Origin of the sequence: Mycobacterium sp. E3247, from assembly GCF_001667785.1 — a bacterium.
Classification (GTDB): Bacteria; Actinomycetota; Actinomycetes; order Mycobacteriales; family Mycobacteriaceae; genus Mycobacterium.
The window spans coordinates 1-21,085 of record NZ_LZJG01000228.1 but is presented as its reverse complement, the minus strand read 5'-3'; the positions used below and the strand labels follow the sequence as shown (position 1 = coordinate 21,085).

Sequence of the window (21,085 nt, the reverse complement as noted above, 5' to 3'; positions counted from 1 at the left end):
GCCCAGCGCCGGGCGCGCCGCGGGGTCGCAATCGTCGAGCAGGTCCAGGCAGCGCTGGTACTCGTCGGACTCGCCGATCGTGTCGGCGGCACGGGCCAGCGCGGCCACGCAGCGCAGGAACCCGCGGTTGGGCTGGTGCGCGTACGGGACGGGACCGAAGCCCTTCCAGCCGTTTCGCCGCAGCTGGTCCAGGCCGCGGTGGTAGCCGGTGCGGGCGTACGCGTAGGCGGTGACGGCTTGGTCGTCGGCCAGCGCCTGCTCGGCCAGCGCCGCCCAGGCCACCGACGCCGACGGGTGCGCCGCGGCGACGATCGCGGGCTTCTCGCCGGCGAGCAGTTCGGCCTCGGCGTCGGGATCGCCCGGCAGCAGGGTCGGGTCGGGTCCCAGCAGGTCTCGCGTCGGCGTCATGGCTCCTATACTCCCAGCCGCCCCGTTTCGCCGGGCCGCCGGACCTCTACCGTCACCCCATCCAGGGGGAATGGTCGCTAAGCTCTCCAACTACCCCACCCGATAGCGGAGGACAGCCGTACTCATGCCCCAGCCACCCGAGCCCGACCGCGGCGGCACGCCGAATCCGCGTGGGCACGAATGGGCCGCGCCATCAGGCGAGGACGCGACCGAGAGCGTCCCGCTGGTACCGAGCGACTCCGAGACCGAGACCGTGGTGATCAGACCCGAATCGGGCGGCGATCCGACGCACCCCGAGGGGGACGCGGACGGCGCGCAGCGCGAACGCCGCTTCACCGCGCCGGGTTTCGACGCGAAAGAGACCACGGTGATCGCCACCACGCCGGAGCCCGCCACCGAGGTCTTCGCCTCACCGCCGGAGGGCATGCCCGCACAGGCCGGCATGCCTCCCAAACCCGCTGTGCCGCAATCGATCCCACCTCGTCTCGGCGCGAAGCTGCGCACCTCGCGGCAGTTCAACTGGGGCTGGGTGCTGGCGCTGGTGCTGATCGTGTTGGCGCTGGCCGCGATCGCGATCCTGGGCACGGTCCTGCTCACCCGCGGCAAGCACACCAAAATGTCGCAGGAGGACCAGGTTCGGACCACCATCCAGAGCTTCGACACCGCCATCCAGAAGGGCGACCTGACCACGCTGCGCACCATCACCTGCGGCACCACCCGCGACGGGTATGCCGACTACGACGAGCACCAGTGGGACGAGACCTACCGCCGCGTCTCGGCGGCCAAGCAGTATCCGGTGATCGCCAGCATCGACCAGGTGGTGGTCAACGGCCAGCACGCCGAGGCCAACGTCACCACATTCATGGCGTACGACCCGTCCCTGCGCTCGACGCGCAGCCTGGACCTGCAGTACCGCGACGATCAGTGGAAGATCTGCCAGTCGCCCAGCGGCTAGCGTGATCGCCGCGGGCCTGGGCGCCGAGTGTGAGGCTAGCTTCACGTTGGGCGGGCGGCTAGCTGCCCAGGGACTTTCCGGCGCAGTGCAGATCCTCGCAGGCCTCCACCACCCGCTGGGACATCGACGCCTCGCCCTTCTTGAGGTAGCTGCGCGGGTCGTAGACCTTCTTGGCGCCCACCTCGCCGTCGACCTTGAGCACGCCGTCGTAGTTGCTGAACATGTGGCCGGCGATCGGGCGGGTGAACGCGTACTGGGTGTCGGTGTCGACGTTCATCTTCACCACGCCGTAGCGCAGGGACTCCTCGATCTCCGACTTCAGCGAGCCGGACCCGCCGTGGAAGACGAAGTCGAACGGCTGCGCCCCCTCGGGCAAGCCGAGCTTGGCCGCGGCCACCTGCTGCCCCTGGGCCAGGATGTCCGGGCGCAGCTTGACGTTGCCGGGCTTGTAGACGCCGTGCACGTTGCCGAAGGTCGCGGCCAGCAGGTACTTGCCGTGCTCACCGTGACCCAGCGCGTCGATGGTCTTCTCGAAGTCCTCCGGCGTGGTGTACAGCTTGTCGTTGATCTCGTGGGCGACGCCGTCCTCCTCACCGCCCACCACGCCGATCTCGATCTCCAGGATGATCTTGGCGGCCGCCGCCTCCTTGAGTAGAGCCTGCGCGATGGCCAGGTTCTCGTCGATCGGCACAGCCGAGCCGTCCCACATGTGCGATCCGAACAGCGGGTCCTGACCCGCCGCCACCCGCCGGGCCGAAATGGCCAGCAGCGGGCGCACGTAGCTGTCCAGCTTGTCCTTGGGGCAGTGGTCGGTGTGCAACGCGACGTGGACCGGGTACTTGGCCGCGACGACTCGGGTGAACTCGGCCAGCGCCACCGCGCCGGTCACCATGTCCTTGACCCCCAGCCCGGAGGCGAACTCCGCGCCGCCGGTGGAGAACTGGATGATGCCGTCGCTGCCGGCGTCGGCGAAGCCCTTGATCGCCGCGTTCACCGTCTCCGAGGAGGTGCAGTTGATGGCGGGGAAGGCGTACGAGTTTTCCTTGGCGCGGCCCAGCATCTCGGCGTAGACCTCGGGCGTGGCGATGGGCATGGGCTCCTCCTGGCCAGTAGGCCCATCCAGTATCGCAACACCGGTATGTTGAAGCATCGTGAGCACCACGGTGACGGCCCTGCCCCACATCTTCGACCCGATGTACTGGTTGGGCGCCGACGGCGTCTTCGGGTCCGCGGTGCTGCCCGGCATCCTGATCATCGTCTTCATCGAGACCGGCCTGCTGTTTCCGCTGCTGCCCGGCGAATCGCTGTTGTTCACCGGCGGTCTGCTGGCCGCAGGTCCGAACCCGCCGGCCAGCATCTGGGTGCTCGCCCCCGCCGTGGCCACGGTGGCGATCCTGGGTGATCAGACCGGGTACTTCATCGGCCGCCGGATCGGGCCGGCGCTGTTCAAGAAGGAAGACTCGCGGTTCTTCAAGAAGCACTACGTGACCGAGTCGCACGCATTCTTCGAGAAATACGGGCCGTGGGCGATCATCCTGGCGCGCTTCGCACCGTTCGTGCGGACGTTCGTCCCGCCGGTCGCCGGGGTGTCCTACATGCGCTACCCGGTGTTTCTGGGCTTCGACATCGTCGGCGGCGCCCTGTGGGGCGGCGGGGTGACGCTGGCGGGTTACTTCCTGGGCAATGTGCCGTTCGTGCACCACAACCTGCAGAAGATCCTGCTGGTGATCCTGGTCGTCTCCCTGACGCCGGTGTTCATCGCGGCCTGGCGCAGCTACCGGGGCCGGCGGCGGGGCGCGCAGGAGCCCGGCTCAGGACACCCGACTTCTGCGGTACGCAACGAAAGCGTCTAGCAGTTCCGGCCGGTCGATCGAACTCTGCTGCACGGCCTCGGCCGGCGCCGCGCCCAGCAGGATCCGCTTGATCGGGATTTCCAGCCGTTTGCCGGTCAGCGTCCGCGGGATGCCCGGAACGGCCAGGATGTCGTCGGGCACGTGGCGCGGGGACGCATGCCGCCGAATGGCCGCCACGATCCTGGACTTCAGCTCCTCGTCGAGCTGGGCGTCGTCGGTCAGGGCGACGAACAGCGGCATCCAGTACCCGCCGTCGTCCTGCTCGACCCCGACCACCAGGCAGTCGCCCACCTCGGGCATCCCCTCCACCGCGGTGTAGATCTCCGCGCTGCCCATCCGCACACCCATCCGGTTCAGGGTGGCGTCCGAACGGCCGTGCACCACAACGGATCCCCGGTCGGTGATGGTGATCCAGTCGCCGTGACACCACACCCCCGGATACTTCTCGAAGTAGGCGGCCCGGTACCGGCTGCCGTCGTCGTCGTTCCAGAAGAACACCGGCATCGAGGGCATCGGCTCGGTGATCACCAGCTCGCCCTCTTCCCCGATCACGGGATGGTTTGGGCCCGTCCAGGATTCGATGGCCGCGCCCAGGCAGATGCACGACAGCTCGCCGGCCACCACCGGCAGGATCGCGCAGCCACCGATGAAGGCGGTGCAGACGTCGGTGCCGCCGCTCATCGACATCACCGGGACCGGCCGGCCGAGCCCCTCTTGGACCCAACGGAATCCGGACGCGGGCAGCGGTGAACCGGTGGAACCCACGGCGCGCAGCCCGTCCAGCGGGTACGTCGCCCCGGGCTTGAGCTCCTTCTTGGCGCAGGCCAGCAGGTAGCCCGCGCCGGCGCCGAGCACGTTCACGCCGGACTCGGCGGCGACCCGCCACAGCCCGTCGGTGCCCAAATGCGTTGGGCTGCCGTCGTAAAGCACGATCGTGGTGTCGGCCAGCAGCCCGGACAGCAGCAGGTTCCACATCATCCAGCTGGTTGACGAGTACCACAGGAAGCGTTCGCCGGCGTACAGCTCCAGTTGCAGGTTCAGGTATTTCAGGTGCTCGAGCACGGTGCCGCCGTGCCCGTGCACGATGCCCTTGGGCTTGCCGGTGGTGCCGGAGGAGAACATCACCCACAACGGGTGCGCGAACGGGACGGGGGTGATCTCCAGCTCGGCGTCCGAGCCCGTCGCCGCCGCCCACGGCACGGTCTCGCCGTCGGTCTCGAGCCCGAGCCGCGGCACCACCACGGTGGCCCGCAGGCTGGGCATCGCGCGCCGGATCGTGTCCAGCTCCGCGCGCCGGTCGATGCGCTTGCCGTCGTACACCGAGCCATCGGTGGCCACCAACACGGCCGGCTCGACCTGGCCCAGCCGCGCGATCACGCCGTCGACGGCCACGTCCTGGTTGCACACCGCCCAGATGGCGCCGACGCTGGCGGCGGCCAGGGCGGCGACGACGGCCTCGGCGACGTTGGGCAGGTACCCGACGACGGCGTCCCCGGGCCGCACCCCGAGGCCACGCAGGTAGGCCGCGAAGGCGCCGGTCTCGCGGCGCAGCCGCGCCCAGGACCACTCGCACGCGCCGCCCTCGCCGACGACGATCATGGCGGGCCGCTCGTGGGTCGCGTGCCGGAAGATCTCGGTGGCGTAGTTGAGCGTGGCGCCGGGGAACCACTCGGCGCCGGGCATCGCGCGGTTGCCCAGCACCGCACGGGGTGGGCTGGCGGCCTGGATGTCGAAGTAGTGCCACACGGCGTCCCAGAACCACTCGATGTCCTCGACGGACTTGCGCCACAGCGCGTGGTAGTCGCCGTAGTGGCCGCGACCGGTGTCGGCGAGCCACGCCATGAAGTGGGTGAGGTTTGCCCGGGCCAGCGCGGTCTCGTCGGGAATCCAGCCGCCCGGCTCCGTCATGTCGCGCTCCCTGCGGTCACGGCGGTGACGTTACAGGCGGCCTCCATCAGCATCCACCCCGACAGCTGCACCGACAGGTCCCGTTCGGCGACCTCGGAACTGTTCACCGCACCGTCGACGGACCGGGCCTCCTCGCCGGCCGGTGTGGGTAGCTGCGCGTCGCGGTCCCAGAACGGGCCGAACAGCGGCAGCCCGTCCACGGTTTGCCGGTAGTCCCACGCCGACTTGGCGCTGGCCAGCACGATCCGGCGCGCGGTGTCGCGGGCGGCGGCGTCCTCGGCCGAGTCGCCCGGCAGGGTGGTGGCGACCAGCGCGAGGTAGCGCGCGGTGATGCCGGAGAACAGGCCGCCGTCCCCGCCGCCGGCGCCGGCCAGCACGCCCGCGGGCGCCATGTGCTCGGCGACGGCCGCGACCAGCCGGTGCACCCGGGGTGCGTGCCGGTCGTCGTGGGTGCGTGCCGCGAGCTCCGTTTCCAGGCCGAGCACCACGCCCTGGCAATAGGTGTACTGGGCGCGGACCAGGGAGCCGGCCTTGATGCCGTCGAACACCAGGTGGGTCTCCGGGTCGATCAGGGTCTCGTCGATCCAGTCGGCCATCTGCTGGGCGCGCCGCATCCGGTCGGAGTAGCGGGCCAGGAAGATCCCCGCCGGGCCGTTGGCCGGGGCGTTGAAGAACTGCTCCCCCTTGCGCCAGGGGATGCCGCCGCCGTCCTCGGGTACCCACGCGTCGAGGAACTGCTCGGCCAGCTTGGGCAGGGCGCGGTGGCGCTCGACGCCGGCGATGCGGGCGGCGCGTTCCAGCGCCAGCGCCAGCCAGGCCATGTCGTCGTAGTAGTTGTTGGTCCAGCGGACGTTGTTGCGCAGCCGGTGCGAGCGGACCTGCCGGTTGATGCTGGTGTGCCGTTGCGGTTGCGGGTCACGCAGCTGCGCGTCGACAAGGCAATCCAGCAGGTGCGCCTGCCACCAGTAGTGCCAGGTCCCGAACATCCGGTCCCGGCGAGTCGACGGCCACCCCACCACGCCGAGCTGGGTCCCGGGCAGCCCCCACAGCCGTTTCAGGTGTCGTTGCGCGACAGCGGCTTCGGAGCTGGCCGCCCGGTTGGCCCATAGCTGATCCATAGTCCCCGATCCTGCCTCATACTGAAATATGCGCTACCGGCAAACCATTGCGGGGACCACGCACACCTTCTCCGGCCTGGTCGACGTGATGGCGAAGGCGACGCCGGTGCGCTCCGGCGACCAGCTCGCGGGTTGCGCCGCCGGCTCCGACGCCGAACGGGCCGCCGCCGCCTGGGTGCTGGCCGACCTGCCGCTGGCGACGTTCCTCACCGAGGCCGTCGTGCCGTACGAGACCGACGAGGTCACCCGGCTCATCATCGACGGTCACGATCGCGAGGCGTTCGCCCCGATCGCGGGCCTGACCGTGGGCGGCTTCCGCGACTGGCTGCTGGACACGGCCTGCCGCGACGACGCCGCGGCGCGGATCGCCGCCGTCTCCCCCGGGCTCACGCCGGAAATGGTTGCGGCGGTGTCGAAGATCATGCGCAACCAGGACTTGATCCTGGTGGCCGCCGCGGCCACGGCCACCGCGGCCTTCCGGACCACGATCGGCTTGCCGGGCACGCTGGCGACCCGCCTGCAACCCAACCACCCCACCGACGACCCGCGCGGGATCGCGGCGGCGGTGCTCGACGGCCTGTTGCTGGGCTGTGGCGACGCGGTGATCGGCGTCAATCCGGCGACCGACTCGCCGCAGGCGGCGTCGGACCTGCTGCACCTGCTCGACGACATTCGCCAGCGCTTCGCGATCCCCGTCCAGTCGTGCGTGCTGTGCCACGTCACCACCACGATGGAGCTGATCGATCGGGGCGCGCCGGTCGACCTGGTGTTCCAGTCGATCGGGGGCACCGAGGGCGCCAATTCGTCGTTCGGGACGTCCATCGCGATGCTGACCGAGGCCAACGAGGCCGCGCGGTCGTTGCGCCGCGGCACGGTCGGCGACAACGTCATGTACCTGGAGACCGGTCAGGGCGCGGCCCTGTCGGCGGGGGCCCACCTGGGGGTGGGGAACAAGCCCGTCGACCAGCAGACGCTGGAGGCACGCGCCTACGCGGTGGCCCGGGCGCTGCAGCCGCTGTTGATCGACACCGTCGTCGGCTTCATCGGGCCGGAGTACCTCTACGACGGCAAGCAGATCATCCGCGCCGGGCTCGAGGACAACTTCTGCGGGAAGCTGCTCGGCCTGCCGATGGGCGTCGACGTCTGCTACACCAACCACGCCGAGGCCGACCAGGACGACATGGACACGCTGCTCACCCTGCTGGGCGTGGCCGGCACGGCGTTCGTCATCACGGTCCCCGGCGCCGACGACATCATGCTCGGCTACCAGAGCCTGTCGTTTCACGACGCGCTGTACGTCCGAAAGGCGTTGGGGCTGCGGCCCGCACCGGAATTCGAGGGGTGGCTGGCCGGCCTGGGCATGCTCGACGCCGCCGGGCGGATCCTTCCCGTCGACCCCGCGACGTCGCCGCTGCGCGCGCTGGCGGCGGGCTGATGGACGACGTCTGGGAACCGCTGCGGGCGACCACGCGGGCGCGCATCGGGCTCGGGCGGGCGGGAACCTCGCTGCCGACCCGGCGCGTCCTGGAATTCCAGGCCGCGCACGCCGCGGCGCGCGACGCCGTCCACGAGCCACTCGACGTCGACGCGCTCATCGGGAAGCTGCGCGACATCGGTGTCGACGAGCCGCTGCGCGTGTGCAGCCGGGCGGCCTCGCGCGCCGAGTACCTGCGCCGGCCCGACCTGGGACGCAGCCCGGCCGACCTGTCGGGCCTGCCGAACACCCGGGCGGACATCGGGATCGTCCTCGCCGACGGGCTCTCGCCGCGGGCGCTGACCGACCACGGCGCGGGCACGCTCGCGGCGCTGGTCCGCGAATTCGACGGCCGCTACCGGATCGCGCCGCCGATCGTCGCCACCCAGGCGCGCGTCGCGCTGGGCGATCACATCGGCCAGGCGCTTGGCGTCACAACGGTTCTCGTGCTCATCGGCGAACGCCCGGGACTGTCGGTCGCCGACAGCCTGGGCATCTACCTGACGCATCGACCGGCGCCGGGGCTCACCGACGCCGACCGCAACTGCGTCTCCAACATCCACCCGCCCGACGGCCTCGAATACCGGGCGGCGGCTGCGGTCACCGCCGCGCTGGTGGCCGGGGCGCGTGCGCTCGGCCGCTCGGGCGTGGCGCTCAAGGACACCACGCGAGCAGCGATCGGCGCGGCCCGGCCGACGGGTGGCCTCGGGCGCTAACCCCTGCGGCCGAGGACCCAACCGAGCACCAGCCCAACCAGCACGGCCAGCACCAACGGGGCATACTTCCTGAGCTGGTCACCGCCCGCGAGCTGCAGCAGGTCGATGGGTTGGGGCTCGACGGCCGGGGCGGCGTGGCGCGGCTCTGCGGCGCGCCCCACCTGCGCGGGGCCCTCCGGTGTGGCCGGCGCCGCCACCGATTCGGCGGTGAGCTTGGCTTCGAGCGACTCCACGAACTGGCCCAGCAGCTTCTCCGAGACCTGCTGCAGCATGCCGCTGCCGAACTGCGCGAGCTTGCCGACGATCTTCAGGTCGGTGTCCACGGTGACGCTGGTCCGGTCGCCGTCGGGCTGCAGCCGGGCGGTGACCGTTGCGGCCGCGTTGCCCGTCCCGCGCGTCTCCTTGCCCTTGGCATCGATGACCGCCCGGTATTGGCCCCGGTCGTGCTCGACGAAACGGACCTTGCCGCTGAACTCGCTGGTGACCGGGCCGACCTTGACCTTCACCTTTCCGGAGTAGTCCTCGCCCTCGTGGCCGGTCAGCTGGGCGCCCGGCATCAACGGGATCACCTGCTCCAGGTCGCTCAGCACGTCCCAGGCCTGATCGATGGGGGCGCTGACGGTGAACTGGTTGGCGATCTTCATGCCGGGTTCCTCTCGGGTGCGGCGACGACGGTGTCGCGCACCAGCCTACGGGCGGCACTACGGAAGTAGAGTGGGGTCCCCCGCGTCGTGGTGGATGCGCCCGACGATCTGCGCCAACGGGCGGCCCCCGCCGCCCCAGCGCTTGGCGATGATGTCGGCGGCGATCGACACCGCGGTCTCCTCGGGGGTGCGCGCGCCGAGGTCCAACCCGATGGGGCTGGACAGCCGGCCCAGCTCGGCGGCGGTCAGCCCCGCGGCCCTGAGCCGGGCCACGCGGTCGTCGTGCGTGCGGCGCGACCCCATCGCCCCGACGTAGCCGACCCGCGGCAGCCGCAGCGCGAGCTCGAGCACCGGCACGTCGAACTTCGGGTCGTGGGTCAGCACGCAGATCACCGTGTGGCGGTCGATGGCGCCCGCCTCGGCCTGCGCGGCAAGGTAGCGGTGGGGCCAGTCGACGACGACGTCGTCGGCCGTCGGGAAGCGCGCCCGCGTGGCGAACACCGGGCGGGCGTCGCACACGGTGACGCGGTAGCCGAGGAACGATCCCTGCCGCGCCAGCGCGGCCGCGAAGTCGATCGCCCCGAACACCAGCATCCGCGGGGGCGGGGCGTAGCTGGCCACGAACACCTCCATGCCGTCGCCGAGCCGCTGCCCGTCGGGCCCGTACTCGAGGACCTCGCTGCGGCCCAGCGCGAGCAGGCCGCGCGCATCGTCGGCGACCGCGGCGTCGGCGCGCGCCGAACCCAGCGATCCCGCCATCCCGTCGGGCCGGATCACGATCCGCCGGCCGATCCACGCCGTATCCGGGTGGGCGATGACGGTCGCGGTCGCCACCGCGCGGCCCTCGGCGATGTCATCGGCCACCGCGCCGAGTTCGGAAAACGAGGCGCGCGAGACCGGCTCGACGAAGACATCGATGACGCCGCCGCACGTCAGACCGACCGCGAACGCGTCGTCGTCGCTGACGCCGTAGCGTTCCAGCCGCGGCGCACCGCTTTTCGTCGCCTCGGTCGCGAGGTCGTAGACCGCGCCCTCCACGCAACCACCCGACACCGACCCGGTCACCGAGCCGTCCGGCGCCACCACCATCGCCGCCCCCGGCGGCCGCGGCGCGGACCGGAAGGTGCGCACCACCGTGCCCAGCCCCGCGGTGTCGCCGGCGCGCCAGATCGACATCAGCTCGGCAAGCACGTCACGCACTCTCTCAACGTAGAGTGAAGGCGACGACCCGGCTCGACTTCGGGTCCATTCGCCCCGTCGAACGCTGCCGGACCCAACGGTTAAGACCTCACCGGCCACATGGGCACCAGTTTCCAGGGTAGGAAGTGCTCCGCGGATTTGATATCGCGGGCGATATCAAATTCCGGTACGAATGGCCAACGCTTTTCGCGTGTGAATGCTTGGCTTCGAGTGTGCGCCCAGGGCGGCGACACGCCGAGAATCCCCGCCCTGAGCGCACATTCGAGAAGGAATTCGGCGAGAAGGGACGCGGCTACCACGCCTGCGACAGGTCGGCGTGCTGCCGAATCCAGGCGTGCATCGCGACCCCGGCGGCCACCGCGGCGTTGATGCTGCGGGTCGAGCCGAACTGGGCAATCGACACCGTCGTCGCCGCGCCCACCCGGATGTCGTCGGTGATGCCAGGACCCTCCTGCCCGAACACCAGCAGGCACTCCCGCGGCAGCGCCGTCTCCTCGAGCCGCGCCGCCCCCGGGACGTTGTCCACCGCGACCACCGTCAGCCCGGCACCGGCCGCGAAGCCCATCAGGTCGGCGGTGCTGTCGTGGTGGCACAGCCGCTGATAGCGGTCGGTCACCATGGCGCCGCGGCGATTCCAGCGCCGCCGGCCGACGATGTGCACGGTGTGCACCGCGAAGGCGTTGGCGGTGCGCACCACCGAACCGATGTTGGCGTCGTGCCCGAAGTTCTCGATCGCGACGTGCAGCGGGTGCCGGCGCCGGTCGATGTCGGCGATGATGGCCTCGCGCGTCCAATACCGGTAGGCGTCGACGACGTTGCGGGTGTCGCCCTCGCGCAACAGGACCGGGTCATAGCGCGCGTCGTCGGGCGGCTCGCCCGGCCACGGCCCCACCCCGGCGGCGGGTGCGGCCCATTCGGTCGGCCCAGGCCCCGGTTCGCTCACCGCGGCGTCCACACCCCGGCGTGGGTGCCATCGACCGCGACGGTCGCGTAGAGCAGCGCCTCGTTGATCTCGCCCTGGGTGCACAGCGAGGCGCTGACATGCACGGCGTCCAGCGAGGCGTCGGGCAGGACCAGCACCGACGACCCGTACGCCGAGCAGGCCGGGTTCAGGCCGGCGCCGGGCAGCGTCGGGGAGGCGAGCAGCATCAGCGGGCCGCCGCGGTGGGCCGATTCGTCGCGATACCGGGCCGCGAGGCCGTCGGCCTCCAGGCCCAGCAGCATGTAGCCGTTGCCGTTGAACGCCGCGGGGTCGCCGAGCTGCGCCTTGGTCATCGGGGCACCATCGGCGCGCCAAGCCGACAGGCTGACCGTCTTCACCGACAGGCCGGTGTCGTTGGCGTTGGTGGGCATCAACCCCACCGGGAACGCGGCCGGGTAGGCCGCCGAGCTGTTGGGGATCCGGTCACGCGGCGAATAGACGTACACGCCGCGGACCTGGCTGCGATCCTTCAGCGGCCCAAGGCAAACCGTCCCGGCGAGCCGGTCGCCGGAAGCCGCGAACGGCGAGTGGACGTCGGGGGCCTTGCCCGTCGGGCGGCCGCAACTGCCCAGCCCGTTGGACTCCATCGGGTGCGACAGCGCGCCGTAGAGCCCGAACCGGATGTCCTCGGGCTTGGCGTGCGGCGCGCGTGGGTCCACCGCGGAGGCGTCGACGTCGACGAGCACGTAGTCGTCGTCCCAGCGCAGGTTCGACACCGCCATGTTCCAGCCCAGCAGCGACAGCGATTCCCCGAGCCGCGCCCCCTGGGCGCCGTAGGGGCGCACCGGATGACTGGAACCCGAGCAGCCCGTCAGACAGGCCAGCACGCAGGCCGCTACCGCGAGAAGGCGTGTACGGCAGGGCAATTAGCCCAGCCCCAGATCGGCGAGGCCCAGCACGCTGCGGTACGGCAGGCCCTCGGCCTCGATGGCCTCGGCGGCGCCGGTGGAACGGTCCACGACGGTGGCCACGCCGACCACCTGCCCGCCGGCCTCCTGGACCGCGCGCACCGCCGTCAGTGCCGACGCGCCGGTGGTGCTGGTGTCCTCGACCACCAGCACGCGCTTGCCGGCGACCTCGGATCCCTCGATAAGGCGTTGCAGCCCATGGGTTTTCGCGGACTTACGGACCACGAACGCGTCGATCGGGCGTCCCGGCGCATGCATGACGGCGGTGGCCACCGGGTCGGCGCCCAGGGTCAGGCCGCCGACCACGTCGTAGTCCCAGTCGCTGGTGAGGTCGCGCATCAGCGCACCGATCAGGGCCGAGGCCCGGTGGTGCAGGGTCGCGCGGCGCAGGTCGACGTAGTAGTCGGCCTCCTTGCCCGACGACAGCGTCACCCGGCCGTGCACCACCGACAGCCGGCGCACCAGCTCGGCCAGCTCCTCGCGGGAGTCGGTGTGCGCGGCTTCTCCTCCCGCCGCTGCGCGGCCGGCATCGTCGCCGCGCGGGGATTCAGGTCCGGCCACGGCCACCGCCGATCCGCTTGGTCACGGCCCGCATCAGGGTCCGCGGAATCATCCGTTCGGCGGCGATGATCGCCTTGTACTGCAGGCCCGGGATGCTGATCACCTTGCCGCGGGCGATGTCGGCCAGGCTCTGGTCGACCACGTCGTCCACCTCGAGCCACATGAACGAGGGCGACTTCGCCATGTCGATCCCGGCCCGGGCGTGAAATTCGGTGTGCACGTAGCCCGGACACACGGCGTGTACGCCCACGCCGGTGCCCTGCAGGCCGACGGACAGGCCCTCGCTGAAGGAGATCACCCACGCCTTGGACGCCGAATAGGTCGAGCCGCGCCCCGGCACCAGGCCCGCGACGCTGGCGATGTTGACGACGGTGCCGGCACCGGTGTCGAGCATGGCCGGCAGGGCCGCCCGGGTCAGGTGCATCACCGCCGTGACGTTGACGTCGAGCTGTGACTGCAGCACCGCGGGGTCGGTCGCCCAGAAGTCGCCGGAGGTGCCGAACCCGGCGTTGTTCACCAGCACGCGGACTCCCCGCGCCAGGCGTTCGCAGACTTTGTCGCGGCCGGCGGGATCGGCCAGGTCGGCGGGCAGCACCTCGACGGCGCCACCCCGGCCTTCGAGTTCACCTGCCAGTTGCGTCAGTCGGTCGACGTCGCGGGCGACCAGGACCAGGTCGTAGCCGTCGCGGGCGAAACGGCGCGCGTAGCCCGCGCCGATCCCGGACGTCGGCCCGGTGATCAGGGCTACGGGACGAGGCATGAGCGACATCCTAATGACGGCGGCCGCGCCGCCCTGCCCGCGCCCGGCGGGCCGTCAGTGCTGATAGTTGGTGGCCTGGTGGCCGTTGCGGCCGGCCGGCGGCGGGCGGCGAACGGCGTCCGGGCCGCGCTGCTCCCGGCGGATCGGCTCGGCCGGCCGGCGAGGCGCCTGAACGTCCGAGCCCAGCAGCCCGCCGACGTCCTGCTGCGCACGCCGGGGCGGCAGCTCCGCGCGGCCGGCGGGCGCCAGCGGCCGGCTGGGCGACGCGCTGCGCAGCCCGGCGGGCGCGCCCGCCTCCTGCTGGGTCTCCTCCGGCAGCGGCGGCAGCACCCGCAGCAGATCGTTGAACTGCCGCACGGTGCGCAGCCCCTCGTCCCACTCGGTGCGGGTGCTGGTGATGGGCATGGCGACCAGCGTCCAGTTCTGCTCGTTCCACATGATCTCGGCGCAGTCCGGTGCGGTGTGCGCGAAGGTGACCATGCGGCGGTCGCAGGCCCGCCGGGCCGCGTCCAGGTTGGTCGAGTACACCATCCGCGGGCCGATCGCGCCCAGCAGCCAGATGTCGCTCTCCCGTGGCTCTTTGAGCCCCTTGAGCCGCAGGTCCACCACGACGTTGGTGCCCACCTTGCGGTGCAGCGCGATGACGGTGGCGACCTCCTCGAGGTCGAAGATGTAGACCGCCTCGCCACGGATCTGGCCCAGCACGACGTTCTCGGCGGCGATGTCGCCGACCGTCGAGATCACCCCGCGCTTCCAGCGCTTGAGGATGTCGGCGGATTCACGCTCGTAGTCGAAGCCGTGCGACCGCGCCCATGATTTGCGGCGCCTGCTGCGGCCGCGACGCCGATCGAGGTCGACGTACAGCAACACGCCCGCGCCGACGAAACACAGCGCGGACAGCGTGAACCAAAGGGGGACCATCCCACACAGGGTATCCGTAATTGCTCCGGAATAAAGAAGTCCGGCTGGTCACAACCCAATTACGAGACGGAACTAACGCCCTCGTTCGCCAGCCGTTTGCGCTGACGGCTTCGAGCGTGAGCCCAGGGCGGCGCTTTCGCGAATTTCCCGCCCTGGGCGCACCCTCAAAGCCCAGGAATTCACACTCGGGACCCGCAGCCCGGGCTCAGCCCAGGATCAGCGAGTCGCCGTCCGGGCTGACGTTGACCGGAACGGTGTCCCCGTCGTGCACGTCGCCGGCCAGCAGCTGCTTGGCCAGCTGGTCACCGATGGCCTGCTGCACCAGCCGGCGCAACGGCCGCGCGCCGTAGACCGGGTCGAACCCGCGCTGCGCCAGCCACTGCTTGGCCGGCAGCGACACCTCCAGCGTGAGGCGGCGCTGCGCCAGCCGCTTCTGCAGCTGGGCCAGCTGGATGTCGACGATCGACACCAGCTCGCCGGGCTCGAGGCCGTGGAAGATGATGACGTCGTCGAGCCGGTTGATGAACTCCGGCTTGAACGCCGAGCGCACCGCGGCCATCACCTGCTCCTCGCTGCCGCCCGACCCAAGGTTGGACGTGAGGATCAGGATGGTGTTGCGGAAGTCGACCGTGCGGCCCTGACCGTCCGTCAAACGCCCCTCGTCGAGAACCTGCAGCAGCACGTCGAACACGTCCGGGTGCGCCTTTTCGATCTCGTCGAACAGGATCACCGTGTACGGCCGCCGCCGCACCGCCTCGGTCAGCTGGCCGCCCTGGTCGTAGCCGATGTAGCCGGGCGGGGCGCCGACGAGCCGGGCGACGGAGTGCTTCTCGCCGTACTCGCTCATGTCGATGCGGACCATCGCGCGCTCGTCGTCGAACAGGAACTCCGCCAGCGCCTTGGCCAGCTCGGTCTTACCGACACCGGTCGGCCCGAGGAACATGAACGACCCGGTCGGCCGGTTGGGGTCGGCGACGCCGGCCCGGCTGCGACGCACCGCGTCGGAGACCGCGGTCACCGCCTTCTTCTGGCCGATGACGCGCTTGCCGAGCTCGTCCTCCATGCGCAGCAGCTTGGCGGTCTCGCCCTCGAGCATTCGGCCGGCGGGGATGCCGGTCCACGCCGACACCACGTCGGCGATGTCGTCGGGTCCGACCTCCTCCTTGAGCATCACGTTCTCGCGGGCCTCGGCGTGCGGCAGGGCGGCGTCGAGCTTCTTCTCGACCTCGGGGATGCGCCCGTAGCGCAGCTCGGCGGCCTTGGCCAGGTCGCCGTCGCGCTCGGCGCGCTCGGACTCCCCACGCAACGCCTCCAGCTGCTCCTTGAGCTCGCGGACCACGTCGATCGCGCTCTTCTCGTTCTGCCAGCGGGTGGTCAGCTCGGCCAGCTTCTCCTTCTGGTCGGCCAGCTCGGAGCGCAGCTTCTCCAGCCGTTCCTTGGAGGCCTCGTCCTCCTCCTTGGCCAGCGCCATCTCCTCGATCTCGAGGCGGCGCACCAGGCGCTCGACCTCGTCGATCTCGACGGGCCGGGAGTCGATCTCCATCTTCAGCCGGCTGGCGGCCTCGTCGACCAGGTCGATGGCCTTGTCCGGCAGGAAGCGGGCGGTGATGTAGCGGTCGGACAGCGTCGCCGCGGCCACCAGGGCCGAGTCGGTGATGCGCACACCGTGGTGCACCTCGTAGCGGTCCTTCAGGCCGCGCAGGATGCCGACGGTGTCCTCCACCGACGGCTCGCCGACCAGCACCTGCTGGAACCGGCGCTCCAGCGCGGCGTCCTTCTCGATGTACTTGCGGTACTCGTCGAGCGTGGTGGCGCCAACCAACCGCAGCTCGCCGCGGGCCAGCATCGGCTTGATCATGTTGCCGGCGTCCATCGCGCCCTCGCCGGTCGCGCCGGCGCCGACGATCGTGTGCAGCTCGTCGATGAAGGTGATGATCTGGCCGGCGGAGTTCTTGATGTCGTCGAGAACGGCCTTGAGCCGCTCCTCGAACTCGCCGCGGTACTTCGCGCCGGCGACCATCGAGCCCATGTCCAGGCTGATGACGGTCTTGTCGCGGAGGCTCTCGGGCACGTCGCCGGCGACGATGCGCTGGGCGAGGCCCTCGACGATCGCGGTCTTGCCGACGCCGGGCTCACCGATCAGTACCGGGTTGTTCTTGGTGCGGCGGCTCAAAACCTGCACGACGCGGCGGATCTCGTTATCGCGCCCGATGACCGGGTCGAGCTTGCCTTCGCGGGCGCGGGCGGTCAGGTCGGTGGAGTACTTCTCCAGCGCCTGGTAGGTGGCCTCCGGCTCGGGGCTGGTGACCCGGGCGCTGCCGCGCACCTTGACGAACGCGTCACGCAGGGCCTGCGGCGAGGCGCCGTGGCCGGTCAGCAGCTTGGCGACGTCGGAGTCGCCGGTGGCCAGCCCGACCATCACGTGTTCGGTCGAGACGTACTCGTCGTCCATCTCGGTGGCCAGTTGCTGGGCGGTGGTGATGGCGGCCAGCGACTCGCGCGACAGCTGCGGTTGCGAGCTGGCGCCGCTGGCCTGGGGCAGGCGTTCGACGAGGCGCTCCGCCTCGGCGCGAATGGTCGCGGGCTGGACGCCGACAGCCTCCAGCAGCGGGCCCGCGATCCCGTCGGCCTGCGTCAGCAGGGCCATCAGCAGGTGCGCCGGGCGGATCTCGGGGTTACCGGCGGCCGAGGCCGCCTGGAGCGCCGAGGTCAGCGCCGCTTGCGTCTTGGTTGTCGGGTTGAAAGAGTCCACGACGCCTCCGTTCGCATAGGTAGGGAAAATGCTTGTCGCGTTCTTCAACGCCGTCAAGGTTGAGTGTGTTCCGCTCAACTCTAACGAGTTTTGGCGACCGCGGCGCACGGGGTATCCCCCGAAGCGATGACGCAGACGCAACAGCCCCAGAACGCCACCCACGCCGGGCCCGCCACGGGTCAGCCCCGGCCCCGCGCCGCCTTCTGGCCCGCACTCGCCGCCGCGGCGCTGGCACTGGCGGGCCTGGCCGCCGCCGGATTCCACACCGATCTCGCCGGCGCCGGCCCTTCGGCGACCGTCCCGGAGTCGGGCACGTTGCAGGTCAACGGCACCGGCACCACGAAAACCATCGGCTGCCACGGCGGCTACCTGTCGGTCAGCGGCCAGACCAACACCGTCACCGTCACCGGCCACTGCACCAGCCTGAGCGTCTCCGGCCACGGCAACCGCGTCGCGGTGGACAGCACGGACGCGGTGAGCGCGTCGGGAACCGGCAACTCGGTCACGTATCACTGGGGCTCACCGACCATCGCCAACGCCGGCACGGCCAACACCGTCGGTCAGGGCTGAGGCCGGGATCGCCGGCGCGCGGCGCGCCTAGAATCGGGCCGCGTGGGGCTCGAGGACACCGATGCGTTGCGGGTGCTGCGCGACGCCTTCGCGCAGGAGGACTCCGGGCCCGGCAACGAGCTCGTGGGCCGGTTCTACACCCGCTGGTTCGGCCTCGACGCCTCGGTGCGCGACTTGTTCCCGCCCGAAATGGGCGGACAGCGGGCCGCTTTCGCGCACGCCATGCACTGGGTATACGGCGAGCTCGTCGCCCAGCGCGCCCAGGAACCGGTGGCCTTCCTCGCCCAGCTCGGCCGCGACCACCGCAAATACGGTGTGCTACCGGAGCATTACGACACGTTGCGCCGCGCGTTGCTGTCGACGTTGCGGACCCAGCTCGGCGGCGCCTGGACCGACGCCGTCGACGACGCGGCCCGCCAGTCGCTCAACCTCATCACCGGCGTGATGAGCGGCGCGGCGGACGCGGACGAGGGGCCCGCGTGGTGGGACGGCACGGTGATCGAGCACATGCGGGTGTCCCGCGACCTCGCGGTGATCCGGCTGCAGCTTGACCGGCCGATGGACTACCACCCGGGCCAGTACGTGAATGTTCAAGTCCCGCAATGCCCGCGCCGCTGGCGCTACCTGTCCCCCGCCATCCCGGCGGACCCGGGCGGCGGCATCGAGTTCCATGTCCGCGTGGTCCCCGGCGGCCTGGTCAGCACCGCCATCGTCGGCGAGACGCGGCCCGGCGACCGGTGGCGGCTGTCCAGCCCGCACGGCGGCCTGCGGGTCGACCGGGAGGGCGGCGACGTCCTGATGGTCGCCGGGAGCACCGGGCTGGCGCCGCTGCGGACGCTGATCATGGACCTCAGCCGATACGCGGTGAACCCCAGGGTGCACCTGTTCTTCGGGGCGCGCTATCAATGCGAGCTCTACGACCTGCCGACCCTGTGGCAGGTGGCCTCGCACAATCCGTGGCTCTCGGTCTCGCCGGTCTCGGAGTACGGCGCCGACCCGGCCTGGGCCGCCGACTATCCCGACGTCACGCCGCCGCGTGGCCTGCACGTGCGCCAGACCGGCCGGCTCCTCGATGTGGTGACCAAATACGGTGGGTGGGGCGACCGGCAGATCCTGATCTGCGGCGGGCCGCCGATGGTGCGGGCCACCAAGGCCGCGCTGATCGCCAAAGGCGCTCCGCCGGAAAACATTCAGCACGACCCGCTATCAAGGTGAGTGGAGGAAGCATGCGCGTCGTCACCCTGCGCGACCCGGCCTCGTCGGTGGCCGCGGAGTTCGTGCCCGAGGCGGGCATGATCGGCACCTCGCTCAGCGATGCCGGCGTGGAGCTGCTGGGGCAGCGGCGCGGGCTGGACGCCTACGTGACGGCGGGCAAGACGATGGGCATCCCGATCCTGTATCCCTGGGCGAACCGGTTGGGCGCGAACACCTATACCGCCGAAGGCGTGACGGCGACGCTGACGCCGGGCGAGAACGGGGTCCGCGCCGACCCCAACGGATTGCCGATCCACGGTGTGCTGGCCGGCCATCCGGGCTGGCGGGTGATCGCCGAGACGGCCGGCGAGTTGATCGCCGAGCTGGATTTCGGCGCCGATCCCCGACTGCTCGCCAGCTTCCCGTACCCGCATGTGCTGACGGTGTCCGTGCGGCTGGCCGAGCGGACGTTGACGGTGCGCGCCACGGTGACCGCCACCGGTGCCCACCCGGTCCCGCTGTGCTTCGGGTTCCATCCCTACCTGCGCCTGCCGGACGTGGCCCGCCCGGAGTGGGTGATCGAGACACCGCCCCTGCGGCGCCTGCGGCTGGACGACCTCGGGCTGCCCACCGGCGAATTCGAAGCCCAGGCGGCGCTGTCGGAGCCGTTGGGGGACAAGGCTTTCGACGATGCCTACGACGAGGTGCCCGACGGCGCGGTGTTCGCGGTCTCGGGTGGCGGCCGGCGGCTGGAGGTGCGCTTCGAGCGGGGGTATCCGGCGACGCAGATCTTCGCGCCCACCGCCGAGGACGTCGTCTGCTTCGAGCCGATGACCGCACCGACGGACGCCCTGCGCCGCGGCGGCTACCACCGCGCGCGGCCGGGCGAGCCTGCGGTCACACAGTTTTCGATCCGGGTCTGATCAGCCGCGCGTTCTGCGCGGCTGCCACACCACCACGGCGGTGCTCTTGGGCACCACCGCCAGGTCGCGGCGCTGGCCGGCGCGCACCTGCGCCAGCTCCTCGTTGAGCTCCTGCACGCGGGCCTGCAACGCCTCGACCTGGTTGGTCAGCTCGATGATGCGTTTGATGCCGGCCAGGTTGACGCCCTCGTCCTGCGACAGCCGCTGCACCTCGCGCAACAGGTCGACGTCGTGCTCCGAATAACGCCGTCCCCCACCGGAAGTGCGGCGCGGGCTGACCAGGCCGAGGCGATCGTAGGTGCGCAGGGTCTGGGCGTGCATGCCGGCCAGCTCGGCGGCCACCGAGATCAGGAACGTCCGGGACTCCTCCCGTGAATTCTTGGCCATCAGCGATTGCCCGCCCATCCCGCTCGGGGATCGAACCCGCTGGCCCGCTCCGCGGCCGCGTACGCCTCCAGCCCCTCGGCCGCGGCGCCCTCCACGTTCGGTGGCACGGCGACCTTGACGGTGACCAGCAAGTCCCCGTTGCCGCCGCTGCGCTTCGGGACGCCCCGGCCGCGCACCCGCAGGATGCGGCCGTCGGAGGTGCCCTTGGGCACCCGGACGCCCACCTTGCCGTCCAGCGTGGGCACCGAAATCGTTGAGCCCAAGGCCAGTTCGGCGAAGCTGACCGGAACGGTCACGGTGAGGTCGTCGCCGTCGCGGCCGAACACCTTGTCCGGCCGCACGTGCACGGTGACGTACAGGTCACCCGACGGCGCGCCGCGCAGGCCCGCCTCGCCCTGTCCGGGCAACCGGATGCGCTGCCCGTCCTCGACACCGGGCGGGATCCGCACGTTGATGGTGCGGGTGCGGGTGGTCACCCCGGTGCCCTTGCACTCCTCACAGGGGTGCTCGATGATCGAGCCGCTGCCCCGGCAGTCGGTGCACGGCTCGGAGAACCCGAACGCCCCCTGGTTGCGGCTGATCACGCCGGATCCGTTGCAGGTGGGGCACACCTTCGGGCTGGTGCCCGGCCGTGCCCCGCTGCCATGGCAGTTGGTGCACGGCGCCGGGCTGGTCAGCCGCAACGGCATCGCCACGCCCTTGGCGGCCTCGACGAAATCGAGCTGTGTCTCGGTCTCCAGGTCGTTGCCGCGCCGCGGCCGGCTGGGACGCGCGCCGGCGCCCCGCCCGAACAGGCCGCCGAACAGGTCGCCGATGTTGGCGCCACCGCTTCGGCCCGCGGCATCGAACAA

At 71.1% G+C, this 21,085-nt stretch carries 21 protein-coding genes; 7 read left to right on the top strand and 14 right to left on the bottom strand.

Annotated elements, in window-relative coordinates; translation table 11 throughout:
- Window positions 1-408 (bottom strand): DUF3151 domain-containing protein (locus A9X04_RS12265; RefSeq protein ID WP_067920659.1); only part of this gene is annotated, 408 nt, incomplete at its 3' end.
- Window positions 409-532: 124 nt separating this feature from the next.
- On the opposite strand from A9X04_RS12265, the gene A9X04_RS12260 reads away from it, so the two are divergent.
- On the top strand, window positions 533-1,363 hold the full coding sequence (locus A9X04_RS12260) for a hypothetical protein (RefSeq protein ID WP_067920657.1): 831 nt from the start codon (window positions 533-535) through the stop codon (window positions 1,361-1,363).
- A gap of 58 nt (window positions 1,364-1,421) precedes the next feature.
- On the opposite strand, the gene fbaA is transcribed toward A9X04_RS12260, so the two are convergent.
- Window positions 1,422-2,456: a class II fructose-bisphosphate aldolase gene (gene fbaA / locus A9X04_RS12255; RefSeq protein ID WP_067920655.1), complete on the bottom strand. Its 1,035-nt coding sequence runs from the start codon at window positions 2,454-2,456 to the stop codon at window positions 1,422-1,424.
- 58 nt (window positions 2,457-2,514) lie between these two features.
- Here fbaA and A9X04_RS12250 point away from each other — a divergent pair, with 58 nt between their 5' ends.
- Complete coding sequence (locus A9X04_RS12250) at window positions 2,515-3,216, top strand: DedA family protein (protein WP_067920653.1); 702 nt, start codon at window positions 2,515-2,517, stop codon at window positions 3,214-3,216.
- Here the strand turns inward: A9X04_RS12250 and A9X04_RS12245 are convergent.
- Together A9X04_RS12245 and A9X04_RS12240 are read right to left on the bottom strand one after the other, a co-directional pair.
- A complete protein-coding gene (locus tag A9X04_RS12245; RefSeq protein ID WP_067920651.1) occupies window positions 3,175-5,124 on the bottom strand; it encodes an acetoacetate--CoA ligase in 1,950 nt (649 codons plus the stop codon). The genes A9X04_RS12250 and A9X04_RS12245 overlap by 42 nt on opposite strands.
- Window positions 5,121-6,242 (bottom strand): glycoside hydrolase family 76 protein, encoded by a 1,122-nt coding sequence (locus A9X04_RS12240; protein WP_067920649.1) that lies wholly within the window; start codon window positions 6,240-6,242, stop codon window positions 5,121-5,123. The genes A9X04_RS12245 and A9X04_RS12240 overlap by 4 nt, the downstream gene beginning before the upstream one ends.
- A gap of 28 nt (window positions 6,243-6,270) precedes the next feature.
- Between A9X04_RS12240 and A9X04_RS12235 the strand changes: the two genes are divergently transcribed.
- Window positions 6,271-7,677, top strand: coding sequence for an ethanolamine ammonia-lyase subunit EutB (locus A9X04_RS12235; RefSeq protein WP_067920646.1), 1,407 nt, complete (start codon window positions 6,271-6,273; stop codon window positions 7,675-7,677).
- Window positions 7,677-8,432 carry an ethanolamine ammonia-lyase subunit EutC gene (gene eutC / locus A9X04_RS12230; RefSeq protein WP_067920644.1) on the top strand — a complete coding sequence of 252 codons (756 nt, stop codon included), beginning with the start codon at window positions 7,677-7,679 and terminating at the stop codon, window positions 8,430-8,432. The genes A9X04_RS12235 and eutC overlap by 1 nt, the downstream gene beginning before the upstream one ends.
- Here eutC and A9X04_RS12225 read toward each other — a convergent pair.
- The 8 genes from A9X04_RS12225 to clpB form a co-directional block, all read right to left on the bottom strand.
- Entirely contained in the window at window positions 8,429-9,076 is a 648-nt protein-coding gene (locus A9X04_RS12225; protein ID WP_067920642.1) for an SRPBCC family protein, read from the bottom strand. The genes eutC and A9X04_RS12225 overlap by 4 nt on opposite strands.
- 57 nt (window positions 9,077-9,133) lie before the next feature.
- On the bottom strand, window positions 9,134-10,276 hold the full coding sequence (locus A9X04_RS12220) for an XdhC family protein (RefSeq protein ID WP_197509150.1): 1,143 nt from the start codon (window positions 10,274-10,276) through the stop codon (window positions 9,134-9,136).
- A 292-nt stretch (window positions 10,277-10,568) separates the two neighbouring features.
- Window positions 10,569-11,219 (bottom strand): RNA methyltransferase, encoded by a 651-nt coding sequence (locus tag A9X04_RS12215; RefSeq protein WP_197509149.1) that lies wholly within the window; start codon window positions 11,217-11,219, stop codon window positions 10,569-10,571.
- Window positions 11,216-12,124: a hypothetical protein gene (locus A9X04_RS12210; RefSeq protein WP_067920638.1), complete on the bottom strand. Its 909-nt coding sequence runs from the start codon at window positions 12,122-12,124 to the stop codon at window positions 11,216-11,218. Before A9X04_RS12210 ends, A9X04_RS12215 begins: the two co-directional genes overlap by 4 nt.
- On the bottom strand, window positions 12,125-12,640 hold the full coding sequence (gene pyrE, locus A9X04_RS12205) for an orotate phosphoribosyltransferase (protein ID WP_067920663.1): 516 nt from the start codon (window positions 12,638-12,640) through the stop codon (window positions 12,125-12,127).
- Between the two features lie 73 nt (window positions 12,641-12,713).
- Window positions 12,714-13,487 (bottom strand): SDR family oxidoreductase, encoded by a 774-nt coding sequence (locus tag A9X04_RS12200; RefSeq protein ID WP_067920636.1) that lies wholly within the window; start codon window positions 13,485-13,487, stop codon window positions 12,714-12,716.
- A 54-nt stretch (window positions 13,488-13,541) separates the two neighbouring features.
- Window positions 13,542-14,408 (bottom strand): trehalose monomycolate transport factor TtfA, encoded by an 867-nt coding sequence (gene ttfA, locus A9X04_RS12195; protein WP_067920634.1) that lies wholly within the window; start codon window positions 14,406-14,408, stop codon window positions 13,542-13,544.
- 205 nt (window positions 14,409-14,613) lie between these two features.
- A complete protein-coding gene (clpB, locus tag A9X04_RS12190; RefSeq protein ID WP_067920632.1) occupies window positions 14,614-17,160 on the bottom strand; it encodes an ATP-dependent chaperone ClpB in 2,547 nt (848 codons plus the stop codon).
- 126 nt (window positions 17,161-17,286) lie between these two features.
- Between clpB and A9X04_RS12185 the strand changes: the two genes are divergently transcribed.
- Genes A9X04_RS12185 through A9X04_RS12175 form a run of 3 tightly spaced genes read left to right on the top strand, consistent with a single transcriptional unit; the run spans window position 17,287 to window position 19,847 of the window.
- Window positions 17,287-17,730: a DUF3060 domain-containing protein gene (locus A9X04_RS12185; RefSeq protein ID WP_067920630.1), complete on the top strand. Its 444-nt coding sequence runs from the start codon at window positions 17,287-17,289 to the stop codon at window positions 17,728-17,730.
- Between the two features lie 42 nt (window positions 17,731-17,772).
- Window positions 17,773-18,945: an FAD-binding oxidoreductase gene (locus A9X04_RS12180; RefSeq protein WP_067920628.1), complete on the top strand. Its 1,173-nt coding sequence runs from the start codon at window positions 17,773-17,775 to the stop codon at window positions 18,943-18,945.
- 11 nt (window positions 18,946-18,956) lie between these two features.
- Window positions 18,957-19,847 (top strand): aldose 1-epimerase, encoded by an 891-nt coding sequence (locus A9X04_RS12175; RefSeq protein ID WP_067920625.1) that lies wholly within the window; start codon window positions 18,957-18,959, stop codon window positions 19,845-19,847.
- On the opposite strand, the gene A9X04_RS12170 is transcribed toward A9X04_RS12175, so the two are convergent.
- Complete coding sequence (locus tag A9X04_RS12170; RefSeq protein WP_067920661.1) at window positions 19,848-20,234, bottom strand: heat shock protein transcriptional repressor HspR; 387 nt, start codon at window positions 20,232-20,234, stop codon at window positions 19,848-19,850.
- Window positions 20,234-21,085, bottom strand: an 852-nt coding sequence (dnaJ, locus tag A9X04_RS12165; RefSeq protein ID WP_067920623.1) for a molecular chaperone DnaJ, incomplete at its 5' end; no start/stop codon positions are given. The genes dnaJ and A9X04_RS12170, both read right to left, overlap by 1 nt.

Bases quoted from the DNA above. Each gene is read 5' to 3' on its own strand.
- eutC (WP_067920644.1), top strand. From the start codon at position 7,677: ATGGACGACGTCTGGGAACCGCTGCGGGCGACCACGCGGGCGCGCATC.
- fbaA (WP_067920655.1), bottom strand. From the start codon at position 2,456: ATGCCCATCGCCACGCCCGAGGTCTACGCCGAGATGCTGGGCCGCGCC.
- A9X04_RS12260 (WP_067920657.1), top strand. From the start codon at position 533: ATGCCCCAGCCACCCGAGCCCGACCGCGGCGGCACGCCGAATCCGCGT.
- A9X04_RS12175 (WP_067920625.1), top strand. From the start codon at position 18,957: ATGCGCGTCGTCACCCTGCGCGACCCGGCCTCGTCGGTGGCCGCGGAG.
- A9X04_RS12225 (WP_067920642.1), bottom strand. From the start codon at position 9,076: ATGAAGATCGCCAACCAGTTCACCGTCAGCGCCCCCATCGATCAGGCC.
- ttfA (WP_067920634.1), bottom strand. From the start codon at position 14,408: ATGGTCCCCCTTTGGTTCACGCTGTCCGCGCTGTGTTTCGTCGGCGCG.
- A9X04_RS12170 (WP_067920661.1), bottom strand. From the start codon at position 20,234: ATGGCCAAGAATTCACGGGAGGAGTCCCGGACGTTCCTGATCTCGGTG.
- A9X04_RS12200 (WP_067920636.1), bottom strand. From the start codon at position 13,487: ATGCCTCGTCCCGTAGCCCTGATCACCGGGCCGACGTCCGGGATCGGC.
- A9X04_RS12240 (WP_067920649.1), bottom strand. From the start codon at position 6,242: ATGGATCAGCTATGGGCCAACCGGGCGGCCAGCTCCGAAGCCGCTGTC.
- A9X04_RS12185 (WP_067920630.1), top strand. From the start codon at position 17,287: ATGACGCAGACGCAACAGCCCCAGAACGCCACCCACGCCGGGCCCGCC.
- A9X04_RS12235 (WP_067920646.1), top strand. From the start codon at position 6,271: ATGCGCTACCGGCAAACCATTGCGGGGACCACGCACACCTTCTCCGGC.
- A9X04_RS12245 (WP_067920651.1), bottom strand. From the start codon at position 5,124: ATGACGGAGCCGGGCGGCTGGATTCCCGACGAGACCGCGCTGGCCCGG.